Genomic DNA, 26332 nt, shown 5'->3' with positions numbered 1-26332 from the left:
TCTCTAAAATATAAAAAAGAGACCCTAAGGCCTTTAGTGTTGCATTTATGAAATATATGCATATTGACAAAAGGGTGAAAATCAAGCAATGTTGATTCTCACCCTTTTGCCATGGGCAAATACCTAAAAAAGTATAGACTTATGGCGTAGTTACTTGAACTTAGATTCATTTTTTATAGGGCCTATGTCACACAAAGTTGTGCCTGAAGCCTATCATCCCAAATTTCTAGCAAATTTAAACGAAGTATTCTTGTAATCTTCAGCATTTCGTATTTCACATTTTGTCTATATATCTTGCATTTTAAATAAATGAGCATGTACGTGATAAGAGCTGAGAATATTTGAATCTTTATGGCATGCTCATTATACCCAATGAATTTCTTAATTCGTAGATTTTGCTTAATCCATTTGAAGAAAAGTTCTATTTCCCATCGTTTTTTTGTACAGTAAGATGATTTCTTCTTTTGTAAGGTCAAAGATGTTGGTAATAAAGGTAATAGGTTCACCATCCTCTGTAAAAGTCATTACCTCCCGGTACTTGTGAACTGTCAGCTTGTTGCTAACGGTAGTCCCCATTCGAATGATAGAATCGTAAATATCCTTTTCTTTCTCTGATCCTAAAAATTCCTCATCCATGACCACTGCATTCTTAACCCCTCGTGTAACAAACTTGATGCCTTTGTCTGTAAGTTGGTCATACCATTTGTAGTCATAATAGCCTCTGTCAAACAGATAGATACAACCAGTATCTTCTATCAACCCGTCCTTACAGCGTCTATCATTAACTTTGCTCTTGCAGATGTTTATTTTTTCAGGGAATTCACCATTAAAGAGTGTGTTAAACTTAATACCTGCATGATCCTTGTCCATTTGCAGATGAGGTGCCAACTTGAGTGCGACTAGGATCACACTAGCATCCATAATCTTGATGGGAAACTTGTCTTTAAAAAGATTAACCTCACCAAAATGCCTTTTAGCTTTATTCATAAGGTGATAGAAAATATCTTCAAAAATTCTATAATCCCTCAGGGCATTTTTTCTTGAAAACTGTGAAAGGCTTGGAACATTGATTAAGTGATTGAGCTTTTGGTTAGAAGATAGCTCAGTCTGAAGTTCCCTTAAACTTTTACAGTTCCTAAAATTGGAATAAAGGAGACTGTAGAGATGTGACTCCGTATCAAAGTGTTGAGTTCTGTAATTCCCATCATATTTTTTGATAGTGCTTTCAAGGAAACTGGCTGAAATTTCCCCTATTAATTCTGTGAATACTAGTTTAGTATGAGTTTGTAACATAAAAATAAGCCTCCTGTGGATTATGTATCGGAAACATAATTAAACCACATGGAGGCTTATTTTTTTACTGTCAAAGAGTGGCATCTATAAGCGTAAGCGTTGTCAACAAGTAGATTTTATTTTAATGCAACACTAAAACCCTAAGGCCTTTTTTTATATGTGATCTATAAGATTAAGAACTGTTGCTTTTGGTCTTGTCATAGCTTCAATACTATAACGAATACCTTGTGTACCCATACCAGATGATTTAACCCCTAAGAATGGGAAGTGATCTGGTCCTCTTTCTGTCTTATTGTTAATTTGAACTGTTCCAACTTCTAATCTTCTTGCAATACCAAAGGCTTTATCAATGTTCTTTGTAAATACAGAAGATTGAAGTCCATATTCAGATTCATTAGCAATTCTTATTGCTTCATCTATATCCTTTACTCTAATAATTGGCAACACTGGCCCAAAAGGTTCTTCCCATGCCAGTCTCATTTCTTCAGTTACATGGTCAATAAGTGTTGGATAGATCGTATTCCCTTCACGTTTACCACCTGCAAGAAGCTTGCCACCTTTATCGAGAGCATCTTTTATAAGTTCTTCTACGAAGTCTGCTGAAGCAGATGAAATCAGTGGTACAATGACTGTCTTTTCATCAAATGGATCACCCACTACAAGCTTATCTACTTTTTCTTTTATTTTCTCTACCAGTGTATCCCCTACCTTTTCATCTACTAACACACGCTTAACAGCTGTACAACGTTGTCCTGAGTAAGAGAAAGCACCTGATACAATATTGCTTGCTGCCCAATCTAAGTCTGCATCGTCTAATACAATAGCTGCATCCTTACCACCAAGTTCCATAAGAAGTGGTTTCATAGTAGAAATACTTGCTAAATGCTGACCAATTTCTGTACTACCTGTAAAGTTGATAAAATCAACATCTTTATGTGTTACCACATAATCACCAATTTCACTCCCTCTACCTGTTACAGTATTCAGCACTCCCTTTGGAACGCCTGCCATTTCAAAGATTCTTACAAGGTGGAGTGTACTGATAGACCCTTGTGTAGGTGGCTTAAGCACTACTGTATTTCCACCTACTAAAGCAGGTGCAATTTTAGAAGTAGATAGGTTAACTGGATAGTTGAAAGGCGAAATAGCAAGTACTGTTCCTAGCGGTTCACGGCTAATAAAGGACATTTTATTTGTGCCATAACCTGGGAAAGCATCTGCTTGTAACATTTCACCTTTCATCTGCTTAGCTGCATCTGCTGTAAAGAGAAGGAAGTCCGCCGTACGTTCTACTTCTGCAATACTTGATTTAATATCTTTAGCAATTTCCCTAACAAGAACTTTAGCAATTTCTTCTTTATGTTCTCTTAATAAGAAAGCTGCTTGATTAAGCACTTTCGCACGCTCAATAAGAGGTGTTTCTTTCCAAGTTTTTTGCGCAGCCTTAGCTGATGCCATAACCTCATCTACTTCTTCAGTTGTCATACTTGGCACCATACCAATAAACTGGCCGTCTATAGGTGAAAAAATTTTAATGGTTTTACCTGTTCTAGAAGGTTTCCAACTTCCATCTACACTATTATAGTAACAATTATCTTTATCTCTAATGACTTGAAACATATTAACCTCCAAATAAATTGCTTTTCTCTTTTATTATATGCAAACTTTGTCTTATGATGCAAATAAAAATTATTATTTAATAACTTTTTGTCGTTTTTCATATATTTTTCTGCACAAAAAAAGAGCTACCTAAGTAGCTCCTTTCCTTTAGATGATATTTAAAACGATTGCTAATACAACAAAAACACCTGCAGTGATTTTTGTCCAAAGCTCAAATCTACCCTCTAAAGTATGTTTTTTATTTTTATTCCAGTAACTCTCTTGATTTGTTGCGAAAGCTGCACCAAGTCCTGCAGATTTACCTTCTTGGAGTAATACAACAACGATAATAGCAATCGCTGCTAATACGTAAACTCCTGCAACAACCATTTGTAAAATATCCATGGCTTTGCCTCCTTAAATACGTTTTACGCTCTTTCTATCATAGCATAGGCTTATCCTAATTGCAATATAACAAAGATTCTTTACATCTATCCCTAAATCCTTCTAGAACATAAGGATTACATATAATCTAGAACTTTTTAAATATCATTTTTCATTCATAAAGCTTAACCCGCGCATTCTACTTACACAGCAAAATACATCTATAGGACGTACCGCCTCAAACTATGATTCCATCTTAAAATTAAATGATGTAGAAGGCTCACCTATTTGATTTAAATACATGTCCTCAAAAAGTTTATATATGACCTCCATTAAGTCAGCCCTATCCGAATTTTGCTCTGTTAAAAGACGTTCCATCATGTATGTCAGTGTATTTAATTGATTTTCTGAGGTTAATGCAGTTAGCAAGGTAATATCTGCATTGTATTCGTCAAGGATAATTTTCTTTGTATTTTCATTAGAAATATAATTAAAATAAATAAATGGCTCATAGGTTTGCTTTGGAATCAGATACCTTTTTTCCATCCATTTTGCCCTTGTTTCTTCCACCCTGCACTCTGCTAAGTCAAGTGTTTTTACCTTATCTGTTATATTTCTAGCAATATAATCATCCATTAAGATAACTGTATCAGCATAACTTAGATATTCAGTTGAACTACCAATTACCAAAATAGTAGAGACCTCTCTTTCCGTATACAGCCCACGAACTCTATCTGTAAATGGTATAATAGGCTCACGTTTTACTATTTTTCGTATATTAGCATCTCGAATCATAAAATTAGTAGCACTTCTATCTTCATCAATAAGTAATAATCTACTTTTCCCACCCATAGCTTCAATAATATTTACTGCCTGGGATACACTTCCACTAGCATGAAGTGTTGAAAACCTATCAATCTCTATACCATTAGGCAAATACTTAAAAAATGGCGACAAGTCTATGTTATGAACAGGCCTACCATCTTCTGCATATATTTTAAGCGCTGTATCATCTGTAATTACAAACTCACGCCCATCACCTGGTACATGATTATAAATACCCATTTCTATAGCATTAAGTAAGGTTGATTTACCTGAGTATCCCCCTCCAGTTATAACGGTTACACCTTGCTTAATTCCCATACCTGAAATACTTGTACCATCTAAAAATGGTATGTTTATACGTAAATCTTTAGGCGAGTTAAAGGGAATAACATTTTTCATTGTTTTGTTTGTACCATTATCCCTTGGTAATATACTGCCATCTGCAACAAATACACAAAAATGGTTCTGCTTAATATACTGACGAATTTGTTGTTGCTTTGAATAGGTTAAAAGATGCCTTTCAATCTCTTCTTTATTAAGCAGCTTCATTGCATCTTTCATATGCGCTAAAATATCCTGTATAGATTTAATAGCCAATTTCGCATTAACTGACAATGCATTCACAAGGGGTACAGTAAAATTAATTTTAAAGATAAAGCATTGTGTATCACTATCATAGACCATCCCATTACGCTTAATAACATGTTCATTTACTGTTTGAGCTGAAAATTGTGCTTTTTCTCGTACATTTTTAGCTGTATTTACATATTCTTTACTTAAATCATTAATAATGGGGGAAAGATAGCTTAGTAAATAACTTTCTAAAGGTACCATATTACTTATTACCCTCTCCCCTACCAATGCAGCTGGAATCTCCACATATAACAACAATTTTTCTGGGGTACGATGCCCCCTTCCAGCAAACCAGAACTTAAAACCTTCATATGAAAAAATTTTTTCTTTTTCTTCAATATTAGAAGCTGTATTATAAAGCCAATGCAACTGACTTTTACTATGCCCTTGCATAGGTAGAATAATAGATCTGAACCTCTTCATTAAACATCCTCCTAGACATCATTCTATTTTTAATAGACACATCATCTTAGGACAACTATACATACAAAAAGGCGCATCCTTATACGGATACGCCTTTTTAAAATACGTTCAATTAACACTAATAAAAAGTATTAAAATTCCATTTTATAGGTGTTTAACATGGCATCCGTTCTATTTAAATATATAGTTGTCATATTAATCACCTCATTTCATTTTTTATTAATGTAGTCTGTTAAATAAATTATATAATTTTCACTCAAATTTGTCAATTTATTTTCACTATGTTTATTTGCTTATAAATAATCACTTATTATAGACAGCACACAGCTAATCTTTTTCTATAACTTACTATCATCAATCTGCATTAGATAGTTTCTGGCTTCACCAATAACACTCTTAATACAACCATCTTCAAATGGTGACTTAAGATTTGCCAGTTCTACTAATTGTAAGAATGACTTTGTACCACCCGGTTTACAAATACGCATATAATCTGCCCAGCCTGCTTCTCTATCGTGATTCATTTTTTCCCAGAATTGAAGGGCACATACTTGAGCAAGTGTGTAGTCAATATAGTAGAATGGTGATGCAAAAATATGGCCTTGTTTATACCACCATGTCCCACGATCTAAAAGTTCGCACTCACTATAATCTTTATGTGGTAAATATTGTTTTTCAAGTTCTCTCCAATGTGCTTTTCTTTCAGCTGGTGTAGCTGTTGGATTTTCATATACGAAGTGTTGGAAGGCATCTACAATAATGCCATATGGGATAAATTTAATTGCACTTCCTAAGTGCTCATATTTGTATTTAGCTGTATCTTGTTTAAAGAAGTTTTCCATCCAAGGCCATGTGATAAATTCCATACTCATTGAGTGGATTTCACAGCTTTCAAAAGTTGGGAAAGTAAGGCCAGGAACTTCAATCCATCTTGACTGATACACTTGGAAGGCATGCCCTGCTTCATGAGTAAGTACATCAATATCTCCTGCTGTTCCATTAAAGTTAGAGAAGATAAATGGTGATTTATAAGCTGGGAAGAATGTACAATATCCTCCTGATTGTTTACCTGGTTTAGTTTCTAAATCTAAAAGTTCATTCTCTGTCATAAAGTCGAAGAATTCTTTTGTCTCAGGAGAAAGCTCACTGTACATCTTTTTACCATTTTCTAAAATAAATGTAGAATCTCCTTGTGGCGTTGCATTTCCACTATTAAACTCAAAATCCACATCATAATAAGCTAAATGGTCAAGTCCTAAACGTTTTGCCTGACGTGCATAAAGTTCATTTGCTACAGGCACAATATCTTCTAATACTTGTTTTCTGTAGTTTGCTACCATATCTCTATTATAGTCATTACGATTCATAAGACGATAACCAAACTCTACATAGTCTTTAAAGCCTAATTTTTTAGCTTTTTGATCTCTTATTTGTACCATCTTATCAAATAATTCATCTATCTTAGTCTCATGAGCCTCAAAAAAACTAAAATATGCTTCATGAGCACGTTTTCTTGTCTCTCTATCTTTAGAAAGCATAAATGGTCTAAGGCCTGATAAATTATAAGTCTGACCTTCAAACTCAATTTCAGCAGAAGCAATGAGTTTGTTGTATTCTGTCACAAGTTTATTTTCTTGCTTCATCTCCTCCATAATCTCTGGTGAGAAAGTTAGCCTTGAGTTTTCCATAATATCAAAATACTGCTTGCTAAATTCCTCTTCTAACTCAGTTCTAAAAGGAGAATCCAGCATGGCTGCTTCAAAATTATTGATGACTTCTCCATACATTGGAGCATACTCATCCCAATAATCACTTTCTCCTTCATAGAAAGCATCTTTTGTGTTGATTGTATAACGTACAGTTGCAATATCCGCTTCTGTCATAACGGTGTTTATATAATGATGAATTTCTTTAACCTTCTCAATTTGTGCTTGGCTTGTATCAGCATTTTTGAGTTCTTGTGTCATTTTAGAGAGAGTTTCTTTGAAAACTTCGAAGTCTGGTCTTTCATACTTAAACTCTTTAAATTTCATTTTTTTGTCCTTCTTTCTTAGAAATTATTTTCTTAATATTTATTATAATTGAATTTATTTGTTGCATCAACCTTATCTAAACTTCCTATCTTGTTTATATAGACTTTCAGTTTATACTATATGCTACTCTCCTAGTAATCCCTTAAAGCCCCTTTATCTATACCCCTTATTCTGCATGGAGCCCCCCAATCTCTAGATAATAAGAAAGTGCAGCATACTCTTCTAATGAGTATGCTGCACTTTCTGACACTATTTTATGATACTTCGTCTTATTTGTGTGTTTACCTAGTAAGATTGAAGAAAGAACGAAGTCCTCTATATTCAGCTACTTCACCAAGCTCTTCTTCTATGCGAAGAAGTTGGTTATATTTTGCGGTACGATCAGCACGGGCCGGCGCACCAGTTTTAATTTGTCCTGCATTGACTGCAACAACAATATCAGCTATGGTAGCATCTTCTGATTCCCCTGAGCGGTGTGATACGACTGCAGTATAACCCGCTCTATTCGCCATCTCAATAGCATTGAAAGTTTCAGTAAGTGTACCAATTTGATTGACTTTAATAAGAATGGAGTTGCCCACTTTTTTGAGGATACCTTTTTCCAAGATACTTGTATTGGTTACGAATAAATCGTCTCCTACTAATTGGATACGGTCTCCTAAACGTTCACTTAGGAGTGCCCATCCGTCCCAATCTTTTTCCCCTAAACCATCTTCAATAGAAATGATAGGGAATTGATTCACAAGATTTTCGTAGTAATCGACCATTTCCTCGGATGTACGTACAATTTGTGTACCTTTCATTTTGCTTTCGCCTTTGAAATAGTACTTACCATCTACATCATTATAAAGTTCAGATGCTGCAGCATCCATTGCGATGCGTACTTCTTCTCCTGGCTTATAGCCAGCTTTTTCGATTGCCAGTACAATAAGTGTAAGGACTTCTTCTGAAGTTGCAAGGTCTGGTGCAAAACCACCTTCATCTCCTACCCCTGTAGCCAGTCCTTTATCATTAAGTACTTTCTTAAGTGTGTGATAAATCTCACTACACATACAAAGTGCTTCTTTAAAGGATGTTGCCCCTACAGGCATAATCATGAATTCTTGAAGGTCTACTGTGTTATCGGCATGCTCCCCGCCATTTAGAATATTCATCATAGGTACAGGTAGCACTTTAGCATTTATCCCACCTAAGTATTGATAAAGAGGCATGCTTTGTGCTTTTGTAGCTGCTTTTGCCACTGCCATAGACACACCTAGTATCGCATTTGCACCTAACTTACTCTTGTTTGGTGTGCCATCTAAGTCTATCATCACTTTGTCTATTGCAGCTTGATCAAGGGCATTCATACCTATAACTTCTTCTGCAATGATATCATTGACATTTTTAACGGCTTTTTGCACACCTTTACCTAAGTATCTAGAAGTATCTCCATCTCGAAGCTCTATAGCTTCAAGCTCTCCTGTAGAAGCTCCTGAAGGTACGATGGCGCGCCCAACGTAATCTCCTTCAACAATCACTTCTACTTCAACTGTTGGATTAGCTCTAGAGTCTAACACCTCTCTTGCAAATACATCCAAAATCTCAATGTAACCTTTCATATGTGTATAACTCCTTTCAGCATGCTTAAATATCGAAGTTTTATTATCTCCACTTTTTATCTAATCATACTCAAAGTGTATCCACCTTATACCAAAATTACACTATTTCATTACATGAATCAGGCTAAGTTAGACATTCCTGCCCGAAGCCTAACTTGCCTAACTCCTTATGTTTAGACTTAGGCACTCTAAAATTTGCATCACACTTTAGCTTAAGCCTTCTTAACCTTTATATGAGTCATAGCCTATTAACTTTACGTCTCTTCTAAAAATAGCCCTCTTGCCCCGAAAAAATTCCAATCCTTATTTAACGAGTAGAGACTCTCCGTCCATCTCCGCTGGTTTTTCCATACCCATCATCTCAATAAGTGTTGGTGCGATATCTGCAAGTTTACCGCCCTCTTTAAGAGTTACACCTTCTTTGTAATTAACAAGTACGAATGGAACTGGATTTACAGTATGTGCTGTAAATGCTCCGTTTGTTTCATAATCTTTCATTTGTTCTGCATTACCGTGGTCAGCGCAGATGAAAGCATAACCATTTGTTTCTTCAATTGCTGTAATTACTTTACCAACAGCTGCATCTACTGCTTCAATAGCACTTACTGCAGCATCCATATTACCTGTATGACCAACCATATCTGGATTAGCAAAGTTACAAATGATTACATCATATTTACCACTACGAATAGCATCGTCAAGTTTATCAGATACTTCGTTTACGCTCATTTCTGGTTGAAGGTCGTAAGTTGCTACTTTTGGAGAAGAAACTAATACGCGGTCTTCATTTTCATATGAATCTTCTACACCACCGTTGAAGAAGAATGTAACGTGAGCATATTTTTCTGTTTCCGCAATACGAAGTTGAGATTTGCCTGCATTTGCAAGGAATTCGCCAAATGTGTTAGTAAGTGTTTGTGGTGTAAACGCTACTTCTTTATTTGGAATTGTAATATCGTATTGTGTGAAAGTTACAAAGTGAGTATTCACTCTATCTCTTTCAAAGCCTGTAAATGCATCGTCACAGAATGCGCGAGTCATTTCACGTGCACGGTCAGGACGGAAGTTAAAGAAGATTATTGAGTCGCCTTCTTCTACTTTACCTACTGGCTGACCATCTTTTGTAATGATTGTTGGAAGTACGAATTCATCGTATACTTCTTTAGCATATGAATCAGCCATTGCAGTTACTGCATCAGTTGCTGTTTCACCTTGTGCATTTACGATAGCATTGTATGCTAACTCAACGCGGTCCCATCTGTTATCACGGTCCATTGCATAGTAACGACCTGAGATTGTAGCGATTTCACCTACGCCGATTTCTTTGATTTTGTCTTCAAGTGCAGCTACGAAGTCTTTACCTGAAGCTGGAGCTGTATCACGACCATCTAAGAATGCATGTACATAAACTTTTGTAAGACCAAATTTTTTAGCCATTTCTAAAAGTCCATATAAATGTGTGTTATGGCTGTGTACACCACCATCTGATAAAAGTCCAAATAAGTGAAGGGCTTTATCGTTATCTTTTGCATTATGCATTGCACCAGCTAAAGCTTCATTTTCGAAGAAATCTCCATCAGCGATTGCTTTAGTGATACGTGTAAGTTCTTGATACACAATACGTCCAGCGCCCATGTTAAGGTGACCTACTTCTGAGTTACCCATTTGGCCATCTGGAAGACCTACTGCCATACCACTTGCATATCCAGCCACTGTAGGATATTTTGCCATGATACGGTCAAGGTTAGGTTTGTTTGCATTTGCGATAGCATTGCCATCTTTTAAATCATTGATTCCAAATCCGTCAAGGATAAGGAGTAATGTAGTTTGTTTACTCATATCTGTTCTCCTTCTAAGAGGCAGCTTATTTATAGTTAACGATTGAAGCAAATTCTGGTTTAAGACTTGCTCCACCTACTAAACCACCATCAATGTTACCCATGTTGAATAACTCGTTAGCGTTACCACCATTTACAGAACCGCCGTATTGTACGCGAACTTCATCAGCAACTTCCTTGCTATATACTTCTGCGATTACCTGACGGATTGCAGCACATACTTCTTCTGCTTGAGCTGAAGTAGCTGTCATACCTGTTCCGATAGCCCAGATTGGTTCGTAAGCGATAACTACTTTTTTAGCATCTTCTGCTGTTACATCTTTAAGAGCAATTTTTGTTTGAAGACGAACTAAGTCAATTGTTACACCTTGTTGTCTTTCTTCTAAGCTTTCACCAACACATACAACTGGTACTAAGCCGTGTTCTAAAGCTTTTAATGTTTTTTTGTTAACTGTTTGATCTGTTTCAGCGAAGTATTGTCTTCTTTCTGAGTGACCGATGATTACGTATTTAACACCAAGTTCTACTAACATGCTTGGAGCGATTTCTCCTGTATAAGCACCGTTTTCTTCGAAGTGCATGTTTTGAGCGCCTACAGCAATGTTTGTTCCTTTTACAGCTTCAAGTACAGCTGGAAGGCATACGAATGGAGGACATACTACTACGTCTACTTCATTTGAGTTAATTTCATTTTTAAGTGAATCGATAAGTTCTACAGCTTTAGCTGGAGTCATGTTCATTTTCCAGTTACCAGCAACGATTTTTTTACGCATAGGTTTTAATCTCCTTCTTTATGACCCTTAGGCCTATTAATATAGGCGCAGAGTACTCCACCTCCTAGAGGAGATAGAGTACCCATTTAACCTATTAAATTTTCAAAAATCATTTTATCTAATAAGTAATAAGTTAATTATTTACAAGTACAGTTACATCCGCAACCTTTATTGTCAGCTGCAGCAACACCTGGAAGCTCTTTACCTTCTAAGAATTCTAAAGATGCTCCACCACCTGTTGAGATATGGCTCATTTTATCAGCGAAACCAAGACGTTTAACAGCGTTTACAGAGTCTCCCCCACCTACTACTGTTGTAGCACCTTCAAGGTTAGCTACTGCATCACATACTGCAAGTGTACCTGCAGCAAAGTTTTCGAATTCGAATACACCCATTGGTCCATTCCATACAACTGTTTTAGCACCAGCTAAAGCATCTTTGTAAAGTTCGATTGTTTTTGGTCCAATATCAAAGCCTGACCAACCAGCTTCAATTGTTTCTACTACAGCTTTTTCTGTATCGTTAGAGAATTCACGACCAACTACGTGGTCAACTGGAAGAAGGAGTTTAACACCTTTTTCTTCAGCTTTTTTAACCATTTCTAAAGCGTAATCCATTTTATCTTCTTCTAATAATGAGTTACCAACTTCTTGTCCCTGTGCTTTAAGGAATGTGTAAGCCATACCACCACCGATGATAAGTGTATCAACTTTTTCAAGAAGGTTATTGATAACAGCAATTTTATCAGAAACTTTAGCACCACCAAGTATCGCTACAAATGGACGAACTGGGTTTTCTACAGCTTCGCCTAAGAATTTGATTTCTTTTTGCATTAAGTAACCAACTACGTTTTCTTTACAAACTTTAGTTACACCAACGTTTGAGCAATGTGCACGGTGAGCTGTACCGAAAGCATCGTTTACGAATACTTGGTTGTCGCAAAGAGCAGCTAATTCTTCTGCGTATGCAGTAGCAGCTTCATCTTTACCGTATTTTGTTTCTTCTGCTCTATAACGTGTGTTTTGAAGTAATAATACTTCACCATCTTTAAGCTCAGCAGCAACTTTTTGTGTTTCAGCACCTGTAACTTGTGCATCATCTACGAATTTAACTTCTACGCCTAATCTTTCTGTAAGAGCAACTGCAACTGGAGCTAAAGAAAGCTCTGGTTTAGCTTCTCCTTTTGGTTTACCAAGGTGTGAGCAAAGGATAACTTTTGCGCCTTGTTCTAATAATTTTTTGATTGTTGGAAGTGCACCATCAATACGGTTGTAGTTTTGGATTACACCATCTTTTAAAGGTACATTGAAGTCACAACGAACTAAAACTTTTTTGCCTTGAAGATCTTTAAGATCGTCAACTGTTTTTTTATTTAACATGTTTGTTTCCCCTTTCAATATTAACTGTATATTTTAATTTTTATTAATAACACAAGAAAAAAGGTCCGGTCCTATAATCTAACTACAAGACCGGACCCTTTTAGGATCTTGTTTACAAATTATTTGCTAAGTTCAGCAAAGTATTTGATTGTTCTAACCATATTGCTTGTGTATGAGTTTTCGTTGTCATACCATGAAACAACTTTAACTAATGTTTTGTCACCAAGTTCTGTTACTTTTGTTTGTGTAGCATCGAATAATGAACCGTATGTACAACCGATGATATCTGTTGATACTAATTCTTCTTCTGTGTAACCGAATGATGGTGTAGCAGCAGCTTTCATTGCAGCGTTAACGTCTGCAGCTGTTACTTTACCGTCTACTACAGCTACTAATTCTGTTAATGAACCTGTTGGAACTGGTACACGTTGAGCAGCACCGTCTAATTTACCAGCTAATTCTGGAATAACAAGACCGATAGCTTTAGCAGCACCTGTTGAGTTAGGAACGATGTTGCAAGCAGCAGCACGAGCTCTTCTTAAGTCACCTTTAGCATGAGGACCGTCTAAAGCCATTTGATCACCTGTCCAAGCATGGATAGTTGTCATGAAACCTTTTTCGATTGCAGCTAATTTGTTTAATGCTGCAGCCATTGGAGCTAAACAGTTTGTTGTACATGAAGCAGCTGAAATGATTGTGTCATCTGCTGTTAAGATGTCTTCGTTTACACCGAATACAACTGTTGGAAGGTCGTTACCAGCTGGAGCTGAGATAACAACTTTTTTAGCACCTGCATCGATATGTGCTTGAGATTTAGCTTTTGATACGTAGAATCCTGTACATTCAAGAACTACGTCTACACCGATTTCTCCCCATGGAAGATCTGCAGCGTTTCTTTCAGCGTAGATTTTGATTTCTTTTCCATCTACTACGATTGAATCTTCTTTAGCTTCTACTTTATCAGCTAATGCGTATCTACCTTGAGCTGAATCATATTTTAATAAGTGTGCTAACATTTTAGGATTTGTTAAATCGTTGATTGCTACAACTTCATAACCTTCTGCACCGAACATTTGTCTAAATGCAAGACGTCCAATACGTCCAAAACCGTTAATTGCTACTTTTACAGCCATTGATATGCCTCCTTAAAATAACTACATTAAATTTAATTTTATATACAAACCGCTTTTATTAGCAAAAGCTAATTAGCGAGTTGATACCTGTAACATGGATCGTGCAACACCTTCGTCTATAACGAGATAGCTGCCTTTAAGCAATGCTTTTGTCGCAACCAGAGCTATTGCTTTTGATTTACCACCAGCTAAAACAATTCTTGTCGAAATTTGCATAGCAACTTCTAGGTCAAGACCTATATTAGTACCGCTATATACTATTTCGCCATTTTTATCAAAGTAGTATCTAAAAGCCTCTGCAACAGCTTCCTTCTCTTTAAGTAATGCGACGACTTCCTTGCTTTCATTACGTCTTTTAGCCATTTTCATGGCATCTCCCAGACCCAATATAATCATATCTGATTTTCCCATTTTTTGCAATGTTTTTTGGATATGAGGTTCTTGTTTAATGGTTTCAATAGAAGCAACACTCAAATTATCAGGAATATTGAGTATTTCATACTTTCCATTAATCTTTTTGGCGAATTCTGCTGCTAAAATATTGGCTTGAAATTCCATCCTCTTCCCAACACTTCCTCTAGCAGGAATAATTATGGTATGAGTTTTACCTTCTTGTCTTTGTGGAATGAGTTCTACCATCTTTGCAACGGTACTTCCTCCTGTAATAGCAATTGTTGAATTCTCCTCTATTAGATCAAGAACAAGTTTGCTTCCTGCCTTGCCTAATTGCCATTTAACACTTTCATCATCATCTACATTTCCAGGTACAATAATAACTTTCTTTGCACCTGTAAGTGCTTCTATTTGTTCTTCTAACAAACTAAAAGCATTTAATTCTTGTAGTGGTAGGTAAAGTTCATCTAATAGCGCCTTGCCACTTTGTGTAATCATCATCCCACTATGTGCAACCTCTATGAGTCCTTGTTTACTTAACACATCTGTTGCAGCTCTTACTGTTCGCTCTGAATATGTAGTAACAGTAGCAAGCGTTCTACGTCCGATAGGCTCATTCTCCAATATAGCTTGTAAAATAGCATATCTTACTTTAAAATCTTGCATACCTTCTGGGATAATTTTTTCTAGTCTTAGCATGATATTTTTCATTGCATCACCTTATGGGACTTTTTCTGCCCCATGTTCTGTTTTTGTTCCCACTTCTTTATTTTATCTTTTTTTATATAAATTAGCAAGTTATAAATAAAATTTTAACGATTTTTTTCAAAAGAAAAACGTACAAGTATCAACTTGTACGTTTTAGTGTTTATTGTACCACTTCACTTGTTGTCAAAATTTTCTTTTCATCAAGAACAGAATTTCCAATATTGGATGCGTGGTCTGATATACGTTCTAAGTTACTAATAGCATCAAGGAATACTACCCCTGCCATTGAACTACATTTATTTTCTGAAAGACGTTTAATATGTCTTGCTCTTAATTCTTCTTCTAAAGTATCAACTTGCTGCTCCATTGGTTGTACTTCTTTAGCAATATTTCTATCGTCAAATTCACAAGCTTGTACTGCTGTCTCAAAACATTTGATTGCAAGCGTTGCAATCGTTTCAAGTTCTTTAAGTGCAGTTTCTGAAAATTCTACTTCGTCTCTAATACGAATCTGTGCAAGTTCTGCTAAATTTTCAGCATGATCCCCTACACGTTCAATATCACTTACCGTATGGAAAAGACTGTTTACTATACCATGCTCTGCTTCTGAGATTGGTAAGTTGGAAATTTTAATAAGGTAATGATTGATACCATGTTGAAGTTGATTAATAACTTTCTCTCTCTCAAATACTTCTTGGATTTTAGCTTCATCTTTTTCAAAGATAGCTCTTATACCAAGTTTTGCATTGTGTGCTGACATTTCACCCATACGTACAACTTCTTTTGTAGCATTTTGTACTGCAAATGAAGGCGTTTCTAAAATACGTTCATCTAAGTGTTTAAGCTCACTCTCACTTTCATCATCTTTACCTTTTCCTCTAACAAGCTTTTCTGCAATAGTTACAAGAACGCCCGCAAATGGGAATAAGAGAATTGTGTTTAAGATATTGAATACACTATGTACAATACTGATTTGTGTTGTATCAATAAGTGATCTTCCAAACTCTGCAAAGTCTGGAATCAATCCACCAAATGCAATAACTGCAAGAATCGCAAACACTACTGAACCAATAACATTGAAAAGCAAATGAATAACGGCTGCACGTTTACCATTTTTACCTGCACCAATACTTGAAAGTATAGCTGTTATTGTAGTACCAATATTTTGACCTAAAATAATATAAATAGCTGTATTCCATGGCACTAAAGCACTGGCCGCTAAAGTCTGTAATATACCGACTGATGCTGAAGAACTTTGAATAACTGCTGTTACAATCGCACCTACTAAAATACCTAAGATTGGATTACTTCCTAAAGTTACAAATAATTGTTTTACTTCTTCAAGTTGACTAATTGGTTTTACTGCATCTCCCATTAAGTCAAGCCCTAAGAATAAAGCACCAAAGCCAAAGACAATCTGTCCAATCTGCTTAACTTTTTGCTTTTTACAGAATAAAACCATGATAACGCCTACACCAATACATAAAGGCGCTATCGTAGATGGTTTTAGGAAAGCAGCCCAATCTCCTAACGATACAATCCAAGCTGTCACTGTTGTACCAATATTTGCTCCCATAATAACGCCTACAGCTTGTCTAAGTGACATAAGTCCTGCATTAACAAATCCAACGACCATAACTGTAGTCGCTGATGAACTTTGGATAATAGCTGTTACACCTGCACCTACTAAAACGCCTAAAAAAGGATTACTTGTTAAAACACTAAGTAAATTTTTCATTTTGTTTCCAGCAGCTTTTTGGAGTCCTTCTCCCATATAGTCCATACCGAACATAAAAAGACCAAAACCACCAAGAAATGCTAGAGCTATTTGAAATACATTAATTTCCATTGGTATCCTCCCATGTTGTTTTCATACAGGGACATTCTATCATGTAATATTTTCGCATACAACAATTACATGGGAGCTCTGATATATTTTGTATAATTTACCCCATTTTTATTTATTTTATTCGAAAAATCTAGAATAAGTGTTAATATCAGCAAGATAGTTTTCACCATTGTATGCATTATTTATGCATTATTTATGCATAATTTTTCAATTAAACAAGGCCTGAATCTTAACTAAAGATTCAGGCCTTGTTATGAATTATTTTATAATCGTACCGCCACCTACAACAATATCTCCGTCATAAATGACTAGCGCTTGTCCAGGGGTTACTGCTCTTTGGGGCTCTTTAAAAGTACATTTTAAAGTTTCTTCATCTACCATTTCTATTTCACACTCTTGTGGAGCATGACTATATCTAATTTTAGCTTGTGCTTTCATTTTACCTTCTAATTTCTCAAAAGGCATAAAATTAATTTTATTTGCATATACCTCATTTGTAAATAGGTCTGCATTGTCTCCTACTACAACAGTATTGTTATCAGGATCTATTTTAGATACAAACAACGGTTTACCATAAGATAGTCCAAGCCCTTTACGCTGTCCTATTGTATAATGAATAATACCCTTATGTTCTCCTAATACTTTACCGTCTTTTGTTACAAATTTACCTTTTTGAGGTTTTTTTCCTGTCTCACGTTCAATATAACCTGCATAATCATTATCTGATACAAAACAAATTTCCTGACTATCCGGTTTTGTTGCAACAGCAAGACCTATCTCTTTAGCAATAGCACGAATTTCATCTTTAGTATAGTCTCCTAAAGGCATCAAAGTGCGCTTAAGCTGCTCTTGTGTTAGATTATATAAAGCATAAGTTTGATCTTTAGCCATTGTTTTAGAGAATTTAAGCATATATCTATCAGTTTCTTCATTATGAATAACCCTTGCATAATGTCCTGTAGCAATGTAGTCAGCTCCAATTTGTAATGCTTTATGCAACATAGACTCCCATTTTACATAACGATTACATGCAATACATGGATTAGGCGTACGCCCTTTCTCATATTCATCTATGAAGTAATCAATAACATTCTTCTTAAAATCATTTCTAAAATTTAATACATAGTGAGGAATACCTAATTTTTGGCATACACGTCTAGCATCGTCTACTGCAGATAAACCACAGCATCCCCCATCATTATCTTCTGGTGCATCTTCTTGCCAGATTTGCATAGTCATACCAATAACTTCATACCCTTGCTCTTTTAAGAGGTACGCAGTTACTGAGCTGTCTACCCCTCCTGACATTCCTACTACAACTTTCCCTTTGCTATTAAGCATGGTGCTCTTCATCCTCTTCACCATGTCCGTGGTCATGATGATCTGTATCTTTAGGTTCTTCTAAACCTTCAATTGTAATATTGTTTTTTGTCGCATAATCCCATAATGCTGCATGAAGCGCTTCTTCTGCAAGAACAGAACAGTGTACTTTTACTGGTGGAAGTCCATCTAAAGCTTCCATAACCGCTTTATTTGTAATTTTTAAAGCTTCTTCAATTGTCTTACCTTTTACAAGTTCAGTTGCCATTGAACTTGTTGCAACAGCCGCTCCACAACCAAATGTTTTAAATTTAACATCTTCAATAACATCATTTTCAATTTTAAGGTATACCTTCATGATATCGCCACATTTAGCGTTACCTACTGTACCTACACCGCTTGCATCTTCAATTTCACCTACGTTACGTGGATTCATAAAATGATCCATTACTTTTTCACTATACATATATTGTCACCTCATCAAAGTTATAATTTAATTTTATTCTTATTGATTATTTTTCATAAATTCTTCGTAAAGCGGAGACATATCTCTCATACGCTGAACGATAGCTGGTAATTTTTCAAGTACATAATCAACTTCTTGTTCTGTAGTGCCCTCACCAAGTGTAAGTCTTAATGAACCATGTGCTTTCTCATGTGGCAAGCCTAAAGCTAAAAGTACATGTGAAGGATCTAAAGAACCTGATGTACAAGCAGAACCACTAGATGCCGCTACACCATTCATATCTAATAGAAGAAGAAGAGATTCACCTTCTACAAATTCAAAACCAATATTTACGTTGTTTACAAGTCTATTGGTAATTGAACCATTAAGTTTTGAATAAGGAATAGTTTCTAAAATACCATTCATTAATTTATCACGTAAACCTTTAATACGTTCATTCTTTACTTCGAAATCTGTATATGCAAGCTCCATAGCTTTTGCAATACCTACAATAGCAGGTACATTTTCTGTTCCTGCACGTCTACCACGTTCTTGTGCGCCACCATGAATAAGGTTTGTAATTCTGAGCCCACGTCTAATATAAAGTACACCAATACCTTTCGGACCATAAATTTTATGTCCTGATAAAGAAAGCGCATCAATATTTTGCTCTTTTACATCAATACGAACTTGTCCAATTGCTTGAACTGCATCTGTATGGAACGCAATACCACGCTCTTTAGCAATAGCACCAATTTCTTTAATTGGCATAATTGTACCTACTTCGTTGTTTGCATACATAATGCTAATGAGGATTGTTGTATCTTTAATAGCAGCTTTAAGTACTTCAAGATCGATAACACCTTCTTCATTAACATCTAAGTATGTTACCTCAAAACCTTGTTTTTCTAAGTATTCGCATGTATGAAGTACTGCATGATGTTCGATCTTAGTTGTAATAATATGATTACCTTTGTTTTTGTTTGCTTCTACAATACCTTTAATAGCCCAGTTATCTGCTTCTGTACCACCACTTGTGAAGAAAATTTCATTTGTGTTTGCTCCTAAGTGCTTTGCAATAGTTTCTCTTGCATCATCAATAGCTTTTTTATTTATCTGAGCAACTTGATAAATACTAGAAGGATTTCCAAAGCTTTGTGTAAAGTAAGGCATCATAGCATCAAGCACTTCTGGTTTAACTGGTGTAGTTGCTGCATGATCTAAATATATTCTGTTCATCTTCAACACTCCCAACATAGGTTTTTAAATATAAAATTTATTACATGTATTGTCATTTATTGATTCATAATCATCTATAAGTTCCTGTAATGAAATGCCATCTACGACTTCATTAATACCATCTCTGATTTTCTCCCATACAGGTCTAGTTACACATCTTGTATTTCGCTCGCAATGCTTGCCACCTTCACAAGTACAATCTGTCGGTGCAAGTGATCCTTCTAGTGTACGAAGAATCTCTCCTATAGTAATCTCACCCGCGTCTCGTGCTAAAGTATATCCACCTTGGGCACCCCTTACACTTGTTACAAGTTGATTTTTTTTAAGCAATGCGATAAGTTGTTCTAAGTAATTTTCTGATACATCTAATCTTTCAGCTATACTTTTAAGTGAAATATGCTTATCCTTAGCATATACGCCAATATCAACCATAGCTTGCAGGCCATATCTGCCTTTTGTAGATAGTTTCATGTTCACTCCTCCAATTCCTAGTTATTTTGTAGGAATTACATTTTCAGCATATCATCCTTGATTTTATTTGTCAATTATTATTTTTTATGTTATAGTGAGTTGTTTGAAGCTACCTTGATAAACCATTATTTTTTTACTTATACTGGTATCAAGCTGACAGTTATTTTATAATAGAAAGGTCTTATGATTATGAAACATTTAAACAAAATTATTATAGGCATATTAGGTTTAATAATCCTTTTAAGTCTAGTCGCTATTCTATTTATAACGAATTATAAACCTTCTCCAACGCAAAAAGCTATCATCAAACTTGGAGGAGAAGTTATTGACACAATCGACCTAACCACCATTACTACGCCTATTACCTTTACTGTAGACAATGGACATGGCGGTTTTAATACAATCCAAGCAGAAAAGGGTAAAATTGCTATTATAGAAGCCAATTGTCCTGATCAGCTCTGTGTAGATCTTGGCTATATTACGAACAGCCTATTACCAACTGTTTGTCTTCCAAACGGTTTAGTTATAGAAATCCAAGATCATACATCTAGCGAAAATCTTGATATTATTGCAGAGTAAAGGAGTCTTTTTTTCATGAGCAACCTTCAAATGAGCAAAGTTCAAAAACTTGTCTATTTAAGCCTACTATGTGCACTTGCGCTTGTTATTTATATTATTGAATTACAGATTCCCCCTCTTGCTCCTATTCCAGGTCTTAAACTCGGTCTTGCCAATATGGTTTCACTAGCTGTTCTTATTTTGTATGGACCTAAAGAAGCACTTACTGTTCTTATTCTTCGTATCTTTTTAGGTTCCTTTATTACAGGTAAAGTATCCAGTTTGCTCTTTAGCTTAGCAGGAGGCCTTCTTAGTAACATAGGCATGATTATACTTTATCAATATGCTCGCAAATATATTAATATCTGGCTTATTAGCATTATAGGCTCTATACTGCATATTATTGGTCAGCTTACTATTGCGGTTCTTATTACAAATACACCAGGCATTTTCTTCTATGCACCATTCCTACTTATTTCAAGTATTATTACTGGTTATTTTATTGGCTTAGGTGCTACTTTTATTTGTAAACACTTTCGAAAACTTTCCACGCGTCTATAATTATAGAAATATATTAAAAGAGGGTGTTAGGACTTCGTATATAAGTCCTAACACCCTCTTAAAAATTATAGTCTAATTTTATTATAAGTCGCATATAAATAAAACGTATTATATTATATAATTAAATGAGATTGACACTTAACAGAACCATTATAGGATTATATAAAAGTCTTGTTCGTGACTTCTACCCTTAAGCGGCATCTTAAAGGTAGGGGCCTTCTTTTGTTTAAAGCTCTTTTTGCAAATGCCAATCTCATTATTGTAGAATAAGGAATAAGTTAAAAGGGGGATACTATACCATTTTACACTTCATAGTAATAATATATGCGCCTACTAAAAAAGTGTTCCTATATAGCTAAAAAAATTTTTTTATCTTACTCTATTCTATTCTAACACTAGTAGATTTTGTTCTACTTTTTTTAACAAAATTTTTCTTACGCTCTCATCTAATCTGTCCTTTGTAATCTTCCCTTCCTCATATGCTTTTTTCATAGCTTCTTTAGCTGCACCCAAATCGTCTGGCATAAGTATCATATCCATTCCGCTTAAAAAGCTCTCTACCGCAGTACTCCCTGCTTCTTTAGTTTGCACTACAGCCCCCATATTCATAGCATCTGTAATGAGTAATAACTCCTCTGTGTCAAAATGCTCTTTAATGTAACTCCCCCATTTAGGCGATAATGTTGCCGGAAGCTGGTCTACTTCTGATACCACTAAATGCCCCACCATCATTCCCTCTACACCATTCCGAGTTGCATCAAAAAAAGGCACCAACTCTTCCTCTTCTAAATCCTGCAACGTTTTATCGATATAAGCAAGCTGCTCGTGACTGTCTTGATAGGTGTTGCCATGTCCCGGGAAATGCTTAATAACCGGGAATATCCCCTCTTCCTTAAGCCCTTTAGCAAAAGCAATCACCATAGGTGTTACCTCTTCTTTTGTATGTCCAAAACTTCTATTACCTATTACTGTGTTGCTTTCATTGTTATAAATATCTGCCACTGGCGCAAAATCCATGTTTATTCCTAAATCATATAGTATTTTACCCATTTTCTTTGCTTCCTCATAAGCTTTGTGTGTATCTTCTGTCTGCCCAATTTCATAAGCTGCTTTAAAAGGCTCCTTTGTAATATCTGAAATATGTCCTATGCGGCTTACGCGTCCCCCTTCTTCATCTATAGCAATCCATAGTGGAATTTTACTTACTTTCTGTAGAGAGTCAATGAGTTCTTGCACCTGCTGCTTTCCCTGAATATCTTTCTTAAACAATACAATCCCCCCTACCTGATACTGTTTTAAAAGTATTTCATTCCCTATTTCTCCATTTAATGCTGCTATAAAAAGTTGGCCTATCTTTTCTTCTAAAGACATCCCCTCCATATAGATTTCTATAGGGTCCTCTTTTATAGTTTCCTTCTCTATACTTATCTCTTCCTGGATGCTTTCCATATTCTTATTACTTATTTCATTTTGGTCTCTCTCCACACTTCCTTCTCCTATCAACCATAAGCTTCCACCTAATAGTAAAATTAAAACGATACACCATCTTATAATCTTCATAATCCTAGCCTTTCTTTATATCTTATTATTTAAACCACTATACATTAAAAGGGCTACTTCTGTAGCCCCTTTTTTACCATCCTGGGTATCTTATTATCCATTCTTCATTACTTTCAAATCTGATATATAAATCTTCCGCTAATTTACTTAATTCTTTTTGGAGGTCTAATGCTTGAATAAGTTGTTCATCTATTTTACTTATTCCTAAATATGTGCCAAGAATGTTCCCTGTAATAGCTGCTGCACTATTACTATTACCACTTTGATTGATAGCAAGTTTTAAGGCTGCTTCGAAATTATTTGGATAACACAAACTACAGTAAATAGCCATCCCTAGTGCATCTTGCGCTGAGAAACCATCTCCAAAGCTTTCTACATCACCTCTAGCAGGGTCCCCCTTCTTAGCTAGCTCTATCGCTCTCTCTATTGCCTCTAAGCACTCTTCATGATTTCTATAAGTCTTTAGTTCTTCTACTGATTTTCCTATTCCCTCTTCTAGGGAATATCCTTCCAGTAAATAAAAAATAAAGGCTGACAATACACCAGAAGCAAGATAAGCTGTAGGATGTCCATGGGTTATCGCCCCTACCCTACATCCTATATTAAATACATCTTCTTCATTCTCAACAAGTCCAATAGGTGCCGTTCTAATGACTGTACCACAACGTTTACTATCATTGAGCGGCTTTTCTAAAGTCCCCATAATCCCTTTCCCTAATGATGTAATACAAGTAATTCCCGGTTCCCTGTAGCCATGTAATTTCTTTATTTGTACAATCCATCCATCATAAGCTTTACTTCCCCAATTAGGCGTTGATAAACCTTGTGTATAAAGCCATCTTAGATATGCTCTAAAGATAATCATCGCAGTATCTTTTCTTGTTTTTGTAATCTGTTTTTGATTTGCTCTTACAATACTTCTTAAAAGTCCCTCTGCTGTAAACATTGTAAGTTGGGTATCATCTGTAATAATAACCTTTCCTCTATCACTTGTCTGAATAAGTTCATGAATACCTTCTTCTCCATACAACTTTTGAATCTCTTCATATTTCATAGACTTAACAGGTGCACCAAATGCATCGCCAATTGCACCGCCCAACAAACATCCATAAAATTGTTCTTTGCTTCTTTTCATATGTGGCACCTCCAGACTAACCCTCTATTTTATAACTTCTAAATTTACAGAGTTTGTATCCAATCATTGATTTTTTCGCAAACACTTACTTGAAGCCTCTCCTCTTTAACCTTCTCTTTAATAAATTTATTAAAATCTCTTATCCAAGCTGCATAATCCTTGCTTTCCCAGACTCCTTGTTTATGATGCATTGCATAGGCTATATCTGCACACTGACAGGCATCCCATAGCTGTCTATAGTAATAGGCATACTGCCCCTGTGTTTCTTTATCATAGAAATTAACAAACTCATCAAATTTTGATTTTTTCATAGCCATTCCCCCATCTAAAATTTATAATAATATTTTAACAATTATATTTTATTTTTTCAATATTTTATATTTTTATATAAAATATATTCCACTTTACAAAGAATCTCTAAACCTTCATCCCCCTAAAAAACTGACACTTAGCACGAAACAAAAAGCAAGCTCTTTCATCAGAAAGAACTTGCTTCATCTCATTATTCTAATATCAAATCATTAATAGGTGCCCCAGGTGCCACCATAGGTAATACCTTTTCATCTTCTCCCACATGACAATTAAGAAGAGCTGGTCTATTATGTTTTAATGCATCTTTAAGGGCTTCTTTAAAATCTTCCTGCGTGAAAATATCATACCCTTTAATATTATAAGCATCTGCAAGTTTTACAAAATCAGGGCCTCTATCTAAATTAGTTTGTGAATAGCGCCCACCATAGAAAATAGTCTGCCATTGCCTTACCATACCTAGCACACTATTATTCACTACTATAATAATAACCGGAACATTATAGTAAGCCACTGTAGAAAGCTCATTACAGTTCATTCTAAAAGAGCCATCTCCTGCTATATGTACTACACGTTTATCAGCTCTAGCAATCTGCGCTCCTATACTAGCACCCGTTCCATACCCCATAGTTCCTAATCCTCCTGATGAAATATAAGTACGTGGTGTGGTATACTTATAAAACTGAGCAGCCCACATCTGATGCTGGCCTACTTCTGTTGTAATAATTGCTTCGCCTTCTGTTTGCTTATAAATCTCTTCCATAATAAATTGTGGGCGCAAACTGCTATCTCTTTGATAGTCAAATCCAAACTCTTCTTTCCAGTGTGCGACTTCTTCAAGCCATTCTGTATGATCCCTCTGTCCTACTAATTGTATAAGACTTATTAAAATCTCTTTTGCATCCCCTATAATGGCTGTATAGCTGGCCACATTTTTACTAATTTCTGCTGGGTCCACATCAATATGAATAATTTTAGCATGTGGTGCAAAGGTTCCTACACTACTTGTTACCCTATCACTAAAACGCGCACCTACTGCTATAAGAAGATCACATTCTGTAGCTGCCATATTAGAAGCCTTGCTTCCATGCATTCCAATAAGTCCTGTAGATAATCTATGTATTTCTGGAAAACCACCTATCCCCATAAGTGAAGTAGCAACAGGTACTTGGAATTTTTCTGCAAACTCTATAAGCTCTTTGTGAGCACCACTACTAATAATGCCACCTCCACTATAAATAAGCGGTTTCTTACTTTCTTTCATAAGTTTTACAGCTTCATCGATATCCTTCTGCTTAATTGTACATACCTTTCTATGTATCTTTTTAGGCTCTTCATAAGTATACTCACATTCAGCAGCTGTAATATCTTTAGGAATATCTATAAGTACTGGCCCCGGCCTTCCGGAACTAGCAATATAAAAGGCATCTCTAATAGTATCTGCTAGCTTTCTTACATCCTTAACGATATAGTTATGTTTAGTAATAGGCATTGTTACACCTGTAATATCCACTTCTTGAAAACTATCTTTTCCTAAAAGTGGTTTCCCTACATTTCCTGTAATTGCTACAAGAGGTACAGAATCCATATAAGCTGTAGCAATTCCCGTTACCAAGTTCGTTGCTCCTGGCCCTGATGTGGCAATACAAACTCCTACTTTTCCGGTAGCTCTTGCATATCCATCCGCTGCATGTGCCGCACCTTGCTCATGGGCAGTCAATATATGATGAATACGCTCACTGTACTTATATAAAGCGTCATATATATTAAGAACGGAGCCTCCTGGGTAGCCAAATACTGTGTCAACGCTTTGTTCTAATAAACATTCCATTAATATTTGTGAACCATTAAGCTTCATGTTTCCCCTCCC

General features: G+C 35.7%; 23 protein-coding genes. 2 read left to right on the top strand and 21 right to left on the bottom strand.

Annotated features, from left to right (window positions below):
• Positions 1-182 precede the first annotated feature (182 nt).
• From H8718_RS21020 to H8718_RS02770, 17 genes are all read right to left on the bottom strand, one after another.
• Positions 183-509, bottom strand: coding sequence for a transposase (locus H8718_RS21020; protein ID WP_408646557.1), 327 nt, complete (start codon positions 507-509; stop codon positions 183-185).
• The gene (locus H8718_RS02845) at positions 400-1293 is read right to left on the bottom strand and encodes an IS4 family transposase (protein ID WP_249331442.1); all 894 of its coding nucleotides are present in this window, start codon (positions 1291-1293) and stop codon (positions 400-402) included. Before H8718_RS02845 ends, H8718_RS21020 begins: the two co-directional genes overlap by 110 nt.
• A 153-nt stretch (positions 1294-1446) precedes the next feature.
• Complete coding sequence (locus H8718_RS02840; protein ID WP_177671468.1) at positions 1447-2913, bottom strand: NADP-dependent glyceraldehyde-3-phosphate dehydrogenase; 1467 nt, start codon at positions 2911-2913, stop codon at positions 1447-1449.
• 147 nt (positions 2914-3060) lie between these two features.
• The gene (secG, locus tag H8718_RS02835) at positions 3061-3297 is read right to left on the bottom strand and encodes a preprotein translocase subunit SecG (protein WP_177671469.1); all 237 of its coding nucleotides are present in this window, start codon (positions 3295-3297) and stop codon (positions 3061-3063) included.
• A 222-nt stretch (positions 3298-3519) separates the two neighbouring features.
• The gene (locus tag H8718_RS02830; RefSeq protein WP_249331441.1) at positions 3520-5157 is read right to left on the bottom strand and encodes a P-loop domain-containing protein; all 1638 of its coding nucleotides are present in this window, start codon (positions 5155-5157) and stop codon (positions 3520-3522) included.
• Between the two features lie 338 nt (positions 5158-5495).
• The gene (locus H8718_RS02825) at positions 5496-7190 is read right to left on the bottom strand and encodes a M3 family oligoendopeptidase (protein ID WP_249331439.1); all 1695 of its coding nucleotides are present in this window, start codon (positions 7188-7190) and stop codon (positions 5496-5498) included.
• Positions 7191-7471: 281 nt separating this feature from the next.
• Complete coding sequence (gene eno / locus H8718_RS02820; protein WP_249331438.1) at positions 7472-8791, bottom strand: phosphopyruvate hydratase; 1320 nt, start codon at positions 8789-8791, stop codon at positions 7472-7474.
• A 303-nt stretch (positions 8792-9094) separates the two neighbouring features.
• Complete coding sequence (gene gpmI / locus H8718_RS02815; protein ID WP_249331437.1) at positions 9095-10630, bottom strand: 2,3-bisphosphoglycerate-independent phosphoglycerate mutase; 1536 nt, start codon at positions 10628-10630, stop codon at positions 9095-9097.
• A 25-nt stretch (positions 10631-10655) separates the two neighbouring features.
• Positions 10656-11402, bottom strand: a complete 747-nt coding sequence (gene tpiA, locus H8718_RS02810) for a triose-phosphate isomerase (RefSeq protein WP_177671474.1) — start codon at positions 11400-11402, stop codon at positions 10656-10658.
• Between the two features lie 137 nt (positions 11403-11539).
• On the bottom strand, positions 11540-12781 hold the full coding sequence (locus H8718_RS02805; protein WP_249331436.1) for a phosphoglycerate kinase: 1242 nt from the start codon (positions 12779-12781) through the stop codon (positions 11540-11542).
• Positions 12782-12900: 119 nt separating this feature from the next.
• Entirely contained in the window at positions 12901-13914 is a 1014-nt protein-coding gene (gene gap / locus H8718_RS02800; RefSeq protein ID WP_177671476.1) for a type I glyceraldehyde-3-phosphate dehydrogenase, read from the bottom strand.
• A gap of 72 nt (positions 13915-13986) precedes the next feature.
• On the bottom strand, positions 13987-15018 hold the full coding sequence (locus tag H8718_RS02795) for a sugar-binding transcriptional regulator (protein WP_177671477.1): 1032 nt from the start codon (positions 15016-15018) through the stop codon (positions 13987-13989).
• Positions 15019-15175: 157 nt separating this feature from the next.
• A complete protein-coding gene (locus tag H8718_RS02790; protein ID WP_249331434.1) occupies positions 15176-16864 on the bottom strand; it encodes a Na/Pi cotransporter family protein in 1689 nt (562 codons plus the stop codon).
• 258 nt (positions 16865-17122) lie between these two features.
• Entirely contained in the window at positions 17123-18205 is a 1083-nt protein-coding gene (mnmA, locus tag H8718_RS02785) for a tRNA 2-thiouridine(34) synthase MnmA (protein WP_249331432.1), read from the bottom strand.
• Positions 18198-18650: a Fe-S cluster assembly scaffold protein NifU gene (gene nifU / locus H8718_RS02780; RefSeq protein ID WP_249331431.1), complete on the bottom strand. Its 453-nt coding sequence runs from the start codon at positions 18648-18650 to the stop codon at positions 18198-18200. Before nifU ends, mnmA begins: the two co-directional genes overlap by 8 nt.
• Positions 18651-18689: 39 nt before the next feature.
• The gene (nifS, locus tag H8718_RS02775) at positions 18690-19868 is read right to left on the bottom strand and encodes a cysteine desulfurase NifS (RefSeq protein ID WP_249331430.1); all 1179 of its coding nucleotides are present in this window, start codon (positions 19866-19868) and stop codon (positions 18690-18692) included.
• Between the two features lie 24 nt (positions 19869-19892).
• Positions 19893-20339 carry an RrF2 family transcriptional regulator gene (locus tag H8718_RS02770; protein WP_177671482.1) on the bottom strand — a complete coding sequence of 149 codons (447 nt, stop codon included), beginning with the start codon at positions 20337-20339 and terminating at the stop codon, positions 19893-19895.
• Positions 20340-20522: 183 nt separating this feature from the next.
• On the opposite strand from H8718_RS02770, the gene H8718_RS02765 reads away from it, so the two are divergent.
• Positions 20523-20918, top strand: a complete 396-nt coding sequence (locus H8718_RS02765) for a NusG domain II-containing protein (RefSeq protein ID WP_249331427.1) — start codon at positions 20523-20525, stop codon at positions 20916-20918.
• Between the two features lie 15 nt (positions 20919-20933).
• Positions 20934-21458 (top strand): Gx transporter family protein, encoded by a 525-nt coding sequence (locus H8718_RS02760; protein WP_249331426.1) that lies wholly within the window; start codon positions 20934-20936, stop codon positions 21456-21458.
• A gap of 384 nt (positions 21459-21842) precedes the next feature.
• On the opposite strand, the gene H8718_RS02755 is transcribed toward H8718_RS02760, so the two are convergent.
• From H8718_RS02755 to ilvB, 4 genes are all read right to left on the bottom strand, one after another.
• Entirely contained in the window at positions 21843-23018 is a 1176-nt protein-coding gene (locus H8718_RS02755; protein WP_249331424.1) for a glycoside hydrolase family 3 protein, read from the bottom strand.
• 73 nt (positions 23019-23091) lie between these two features.
• Positions 23092-24153 (bottom strand): ADP-ribosylglycohydrolase family protein, encoded by a 1062-nt coding sequence (locus H8718_RS02750; RefSeq protein ID WP_249331423.1) that lies wholly within the window; start codon positions 24151-24153, stop codon positions 23092-23094.
• Between the two features lie 44 nt (positions 24154-24197).
• Positions 24198-24464, bottom strand: a complete 267-nt coding sequence (locus H8718_RS02745; protein WP_249331422.1) for a hypothetical protein — start codon at positions 24462-24464, stop codon at positions 24198-24200.
• A 191-nt stretch (positions 24465-24655) separates the two neighbouring features.
• Complete coding sequence (gene ilvB / locus H8718_RS02740) at positions 24656-26320, bottom strand: biosynthetic-type acetolactate synthase large subunit (RefSeq protein WP_249331420.1); 1665 nt, start codon at positions 26318-26320, stop codon at positions 24656-24658.
• Positions 26321-26332: the final 12 nt, after the last annotated feature.

Origin of the sequence: Zhenhengia yiwuensis, from assembly GCF_014384995.1 — a bacterium.
GTDB classification, from domain to species: domain Bacteria; phylum Bacillota; class Clostridia; order Lachnospirales; family Cellulosilyticaceae; genus Zhenhengia; species Zhenhengia yiwuensis.
This window is presented reverse-complemented; position numbering and strand designations above follow the sequence as displayed.

Coding starts and splice junctions, on each gene's coding strand:
- H8718_RS21020 (WP_408646557.1), bottom strand. CDS start 509: ATGGTGAACCTATTACCTTTATTACCAACATCTTTGACCTTACAAAAG.
- H8718_RS02845 (WP_249331442.1), bottom strand. CDS start 1,293: ATGTTACAAACTCATACTAAACTAGTATTCACAGAATTAATAGGGGAA.
- H8718_RS02840 (WP_177671468.1), bottom strand. CDS start 2,913: ATGTTTCAAGTCATTAGAGATAAAGATAATTGTTACTATAATAGTGTA.
- secG (WP_177671469.1), bottom strand. CDS start 3,297: ATGGATATTTTACAAATGGTTGTTGCAGGAGTTTACGTATTAGCAGCG.
- H8718_RS02830 (WP_249331441.1), bottom strand. CDS start 5,157: ATGAAGAGGTTCAGATCTATTATTCTACCTATGCAAGGGCATAGTAAA.
- H8718_RS02825 (WP_249331439.1), bottom strand. CDS start 7,190: ATGAAATTTAAAGAGTTTAAGTATGAAAGACCAGACTTCGAAGTTTTC.
- eno (WP_249331438.1), bottom strand. CDS start 8,791: ATGAAAGGTTACATTGAGATTTTGGATGTATTTGCAAGAGAGGTGTTA.
- gpmI (WP_249331437.1), bottom strand. CDS start 10,630: ATGAGTAAACAAACTACATTACTCCTTATCCTTGACGGATTTGGAATC.
- tpiA (WP_177671474.1), bottom strand. CDS start 11,402: ATGCGTAAAAAAATCGTTGCTGGTAACTGGAAAATGAACATGACTCCA.
- H8718_RS02805 (WP_249331436.1), bottom strand. CDS start 12,781: ATGTTAAATAAAAAAACAGTTGACGATCTTAAAGATCTTCAAGGCAAA.
- gap (WP_177671476.1), bottom strand. CDS start 13,914: ATGGCTGTAAAAGTAGCAATTAACGGTTTTGGACGTATTGGACGTCTT.
- H8718_RS02795 (WP_177671477.1), bottom strand. CDS start 15,018: ATGAAAAATATCATGCTAAGACTAGAAAAAATTATCCCAGAAGGTATG.
- H8718_RS02790 (WP_249331434.1), bottom strand. CDS start 16,864: ATGGAAATTAATGTATTTCAAATAGCTCTAGCATTTCTTGGTGGTTTT.
- mnmA (WP_249331432.1), bottom strand. CDS start 18,205: ATGCTTAATAGCAAAGGGAAAGTTGTAGTAGGAATGTCAGGAGGGGTA.
- nifU (WP_249331431.1), bottom strand. CDS start 18,650: ATGTATAGTGAAAAAGTAATGGATCATTTTATGAATCCACGTAACGTA.
- nifS (WP_249331430.1), bottom strand. CDS start 19,868: ATGAACAGAATATATTTAGATCATGCAGCAACTACACCAGTTAAACCA.
- H8718_RS02770 (WP_177671482.1), bottom strand. CDS start 20,339: ATGAAACTATCTACAAAAGGCAGATATGGCCTGCAAGCTATGGTTGAT.
- H8718_RS02765 (WP_249331427.1), top strand. CDS start 20,523: ATGATTATGAAACATTTAAACAAAATTATTATAGGCATATTAGGTTTA.
- H8718_RS02760 (WP_249331426.1), top strand. CDS start 20,934: ATGAGCAACCTTCAAATGAGCAAAGTTCAAAAACTTGTCTATTTAAGC.
- H8718_RS02755 (WP_249331424.1), bottom strand. CDS start 23,018: ATGAAGATTATAAGATGGTGTATCGTTTTAATTTTACTATTAGGTGGA.
- H8718_RS02750 (WP_249331423.1), bottom strand. CDS start 24,153: ATGAAAAGAAGCAAAGAACAATTTTATGGATGTTTGTTGGGCGGTGCA.
- H8718_RS02745 (WP_249331422.1), bottom strand. CDS start 24,464: ATGAAAAAATCAAAATTTGATGAGTTTGTTAATTTCTATGATAAAGAA.
- ilvB (WP_249331420.1), bottom strand. CDS start 26,320: ATGAAGCTTAATGGTTCACAAATATTAATGGAATGTTTATTAGAACAA.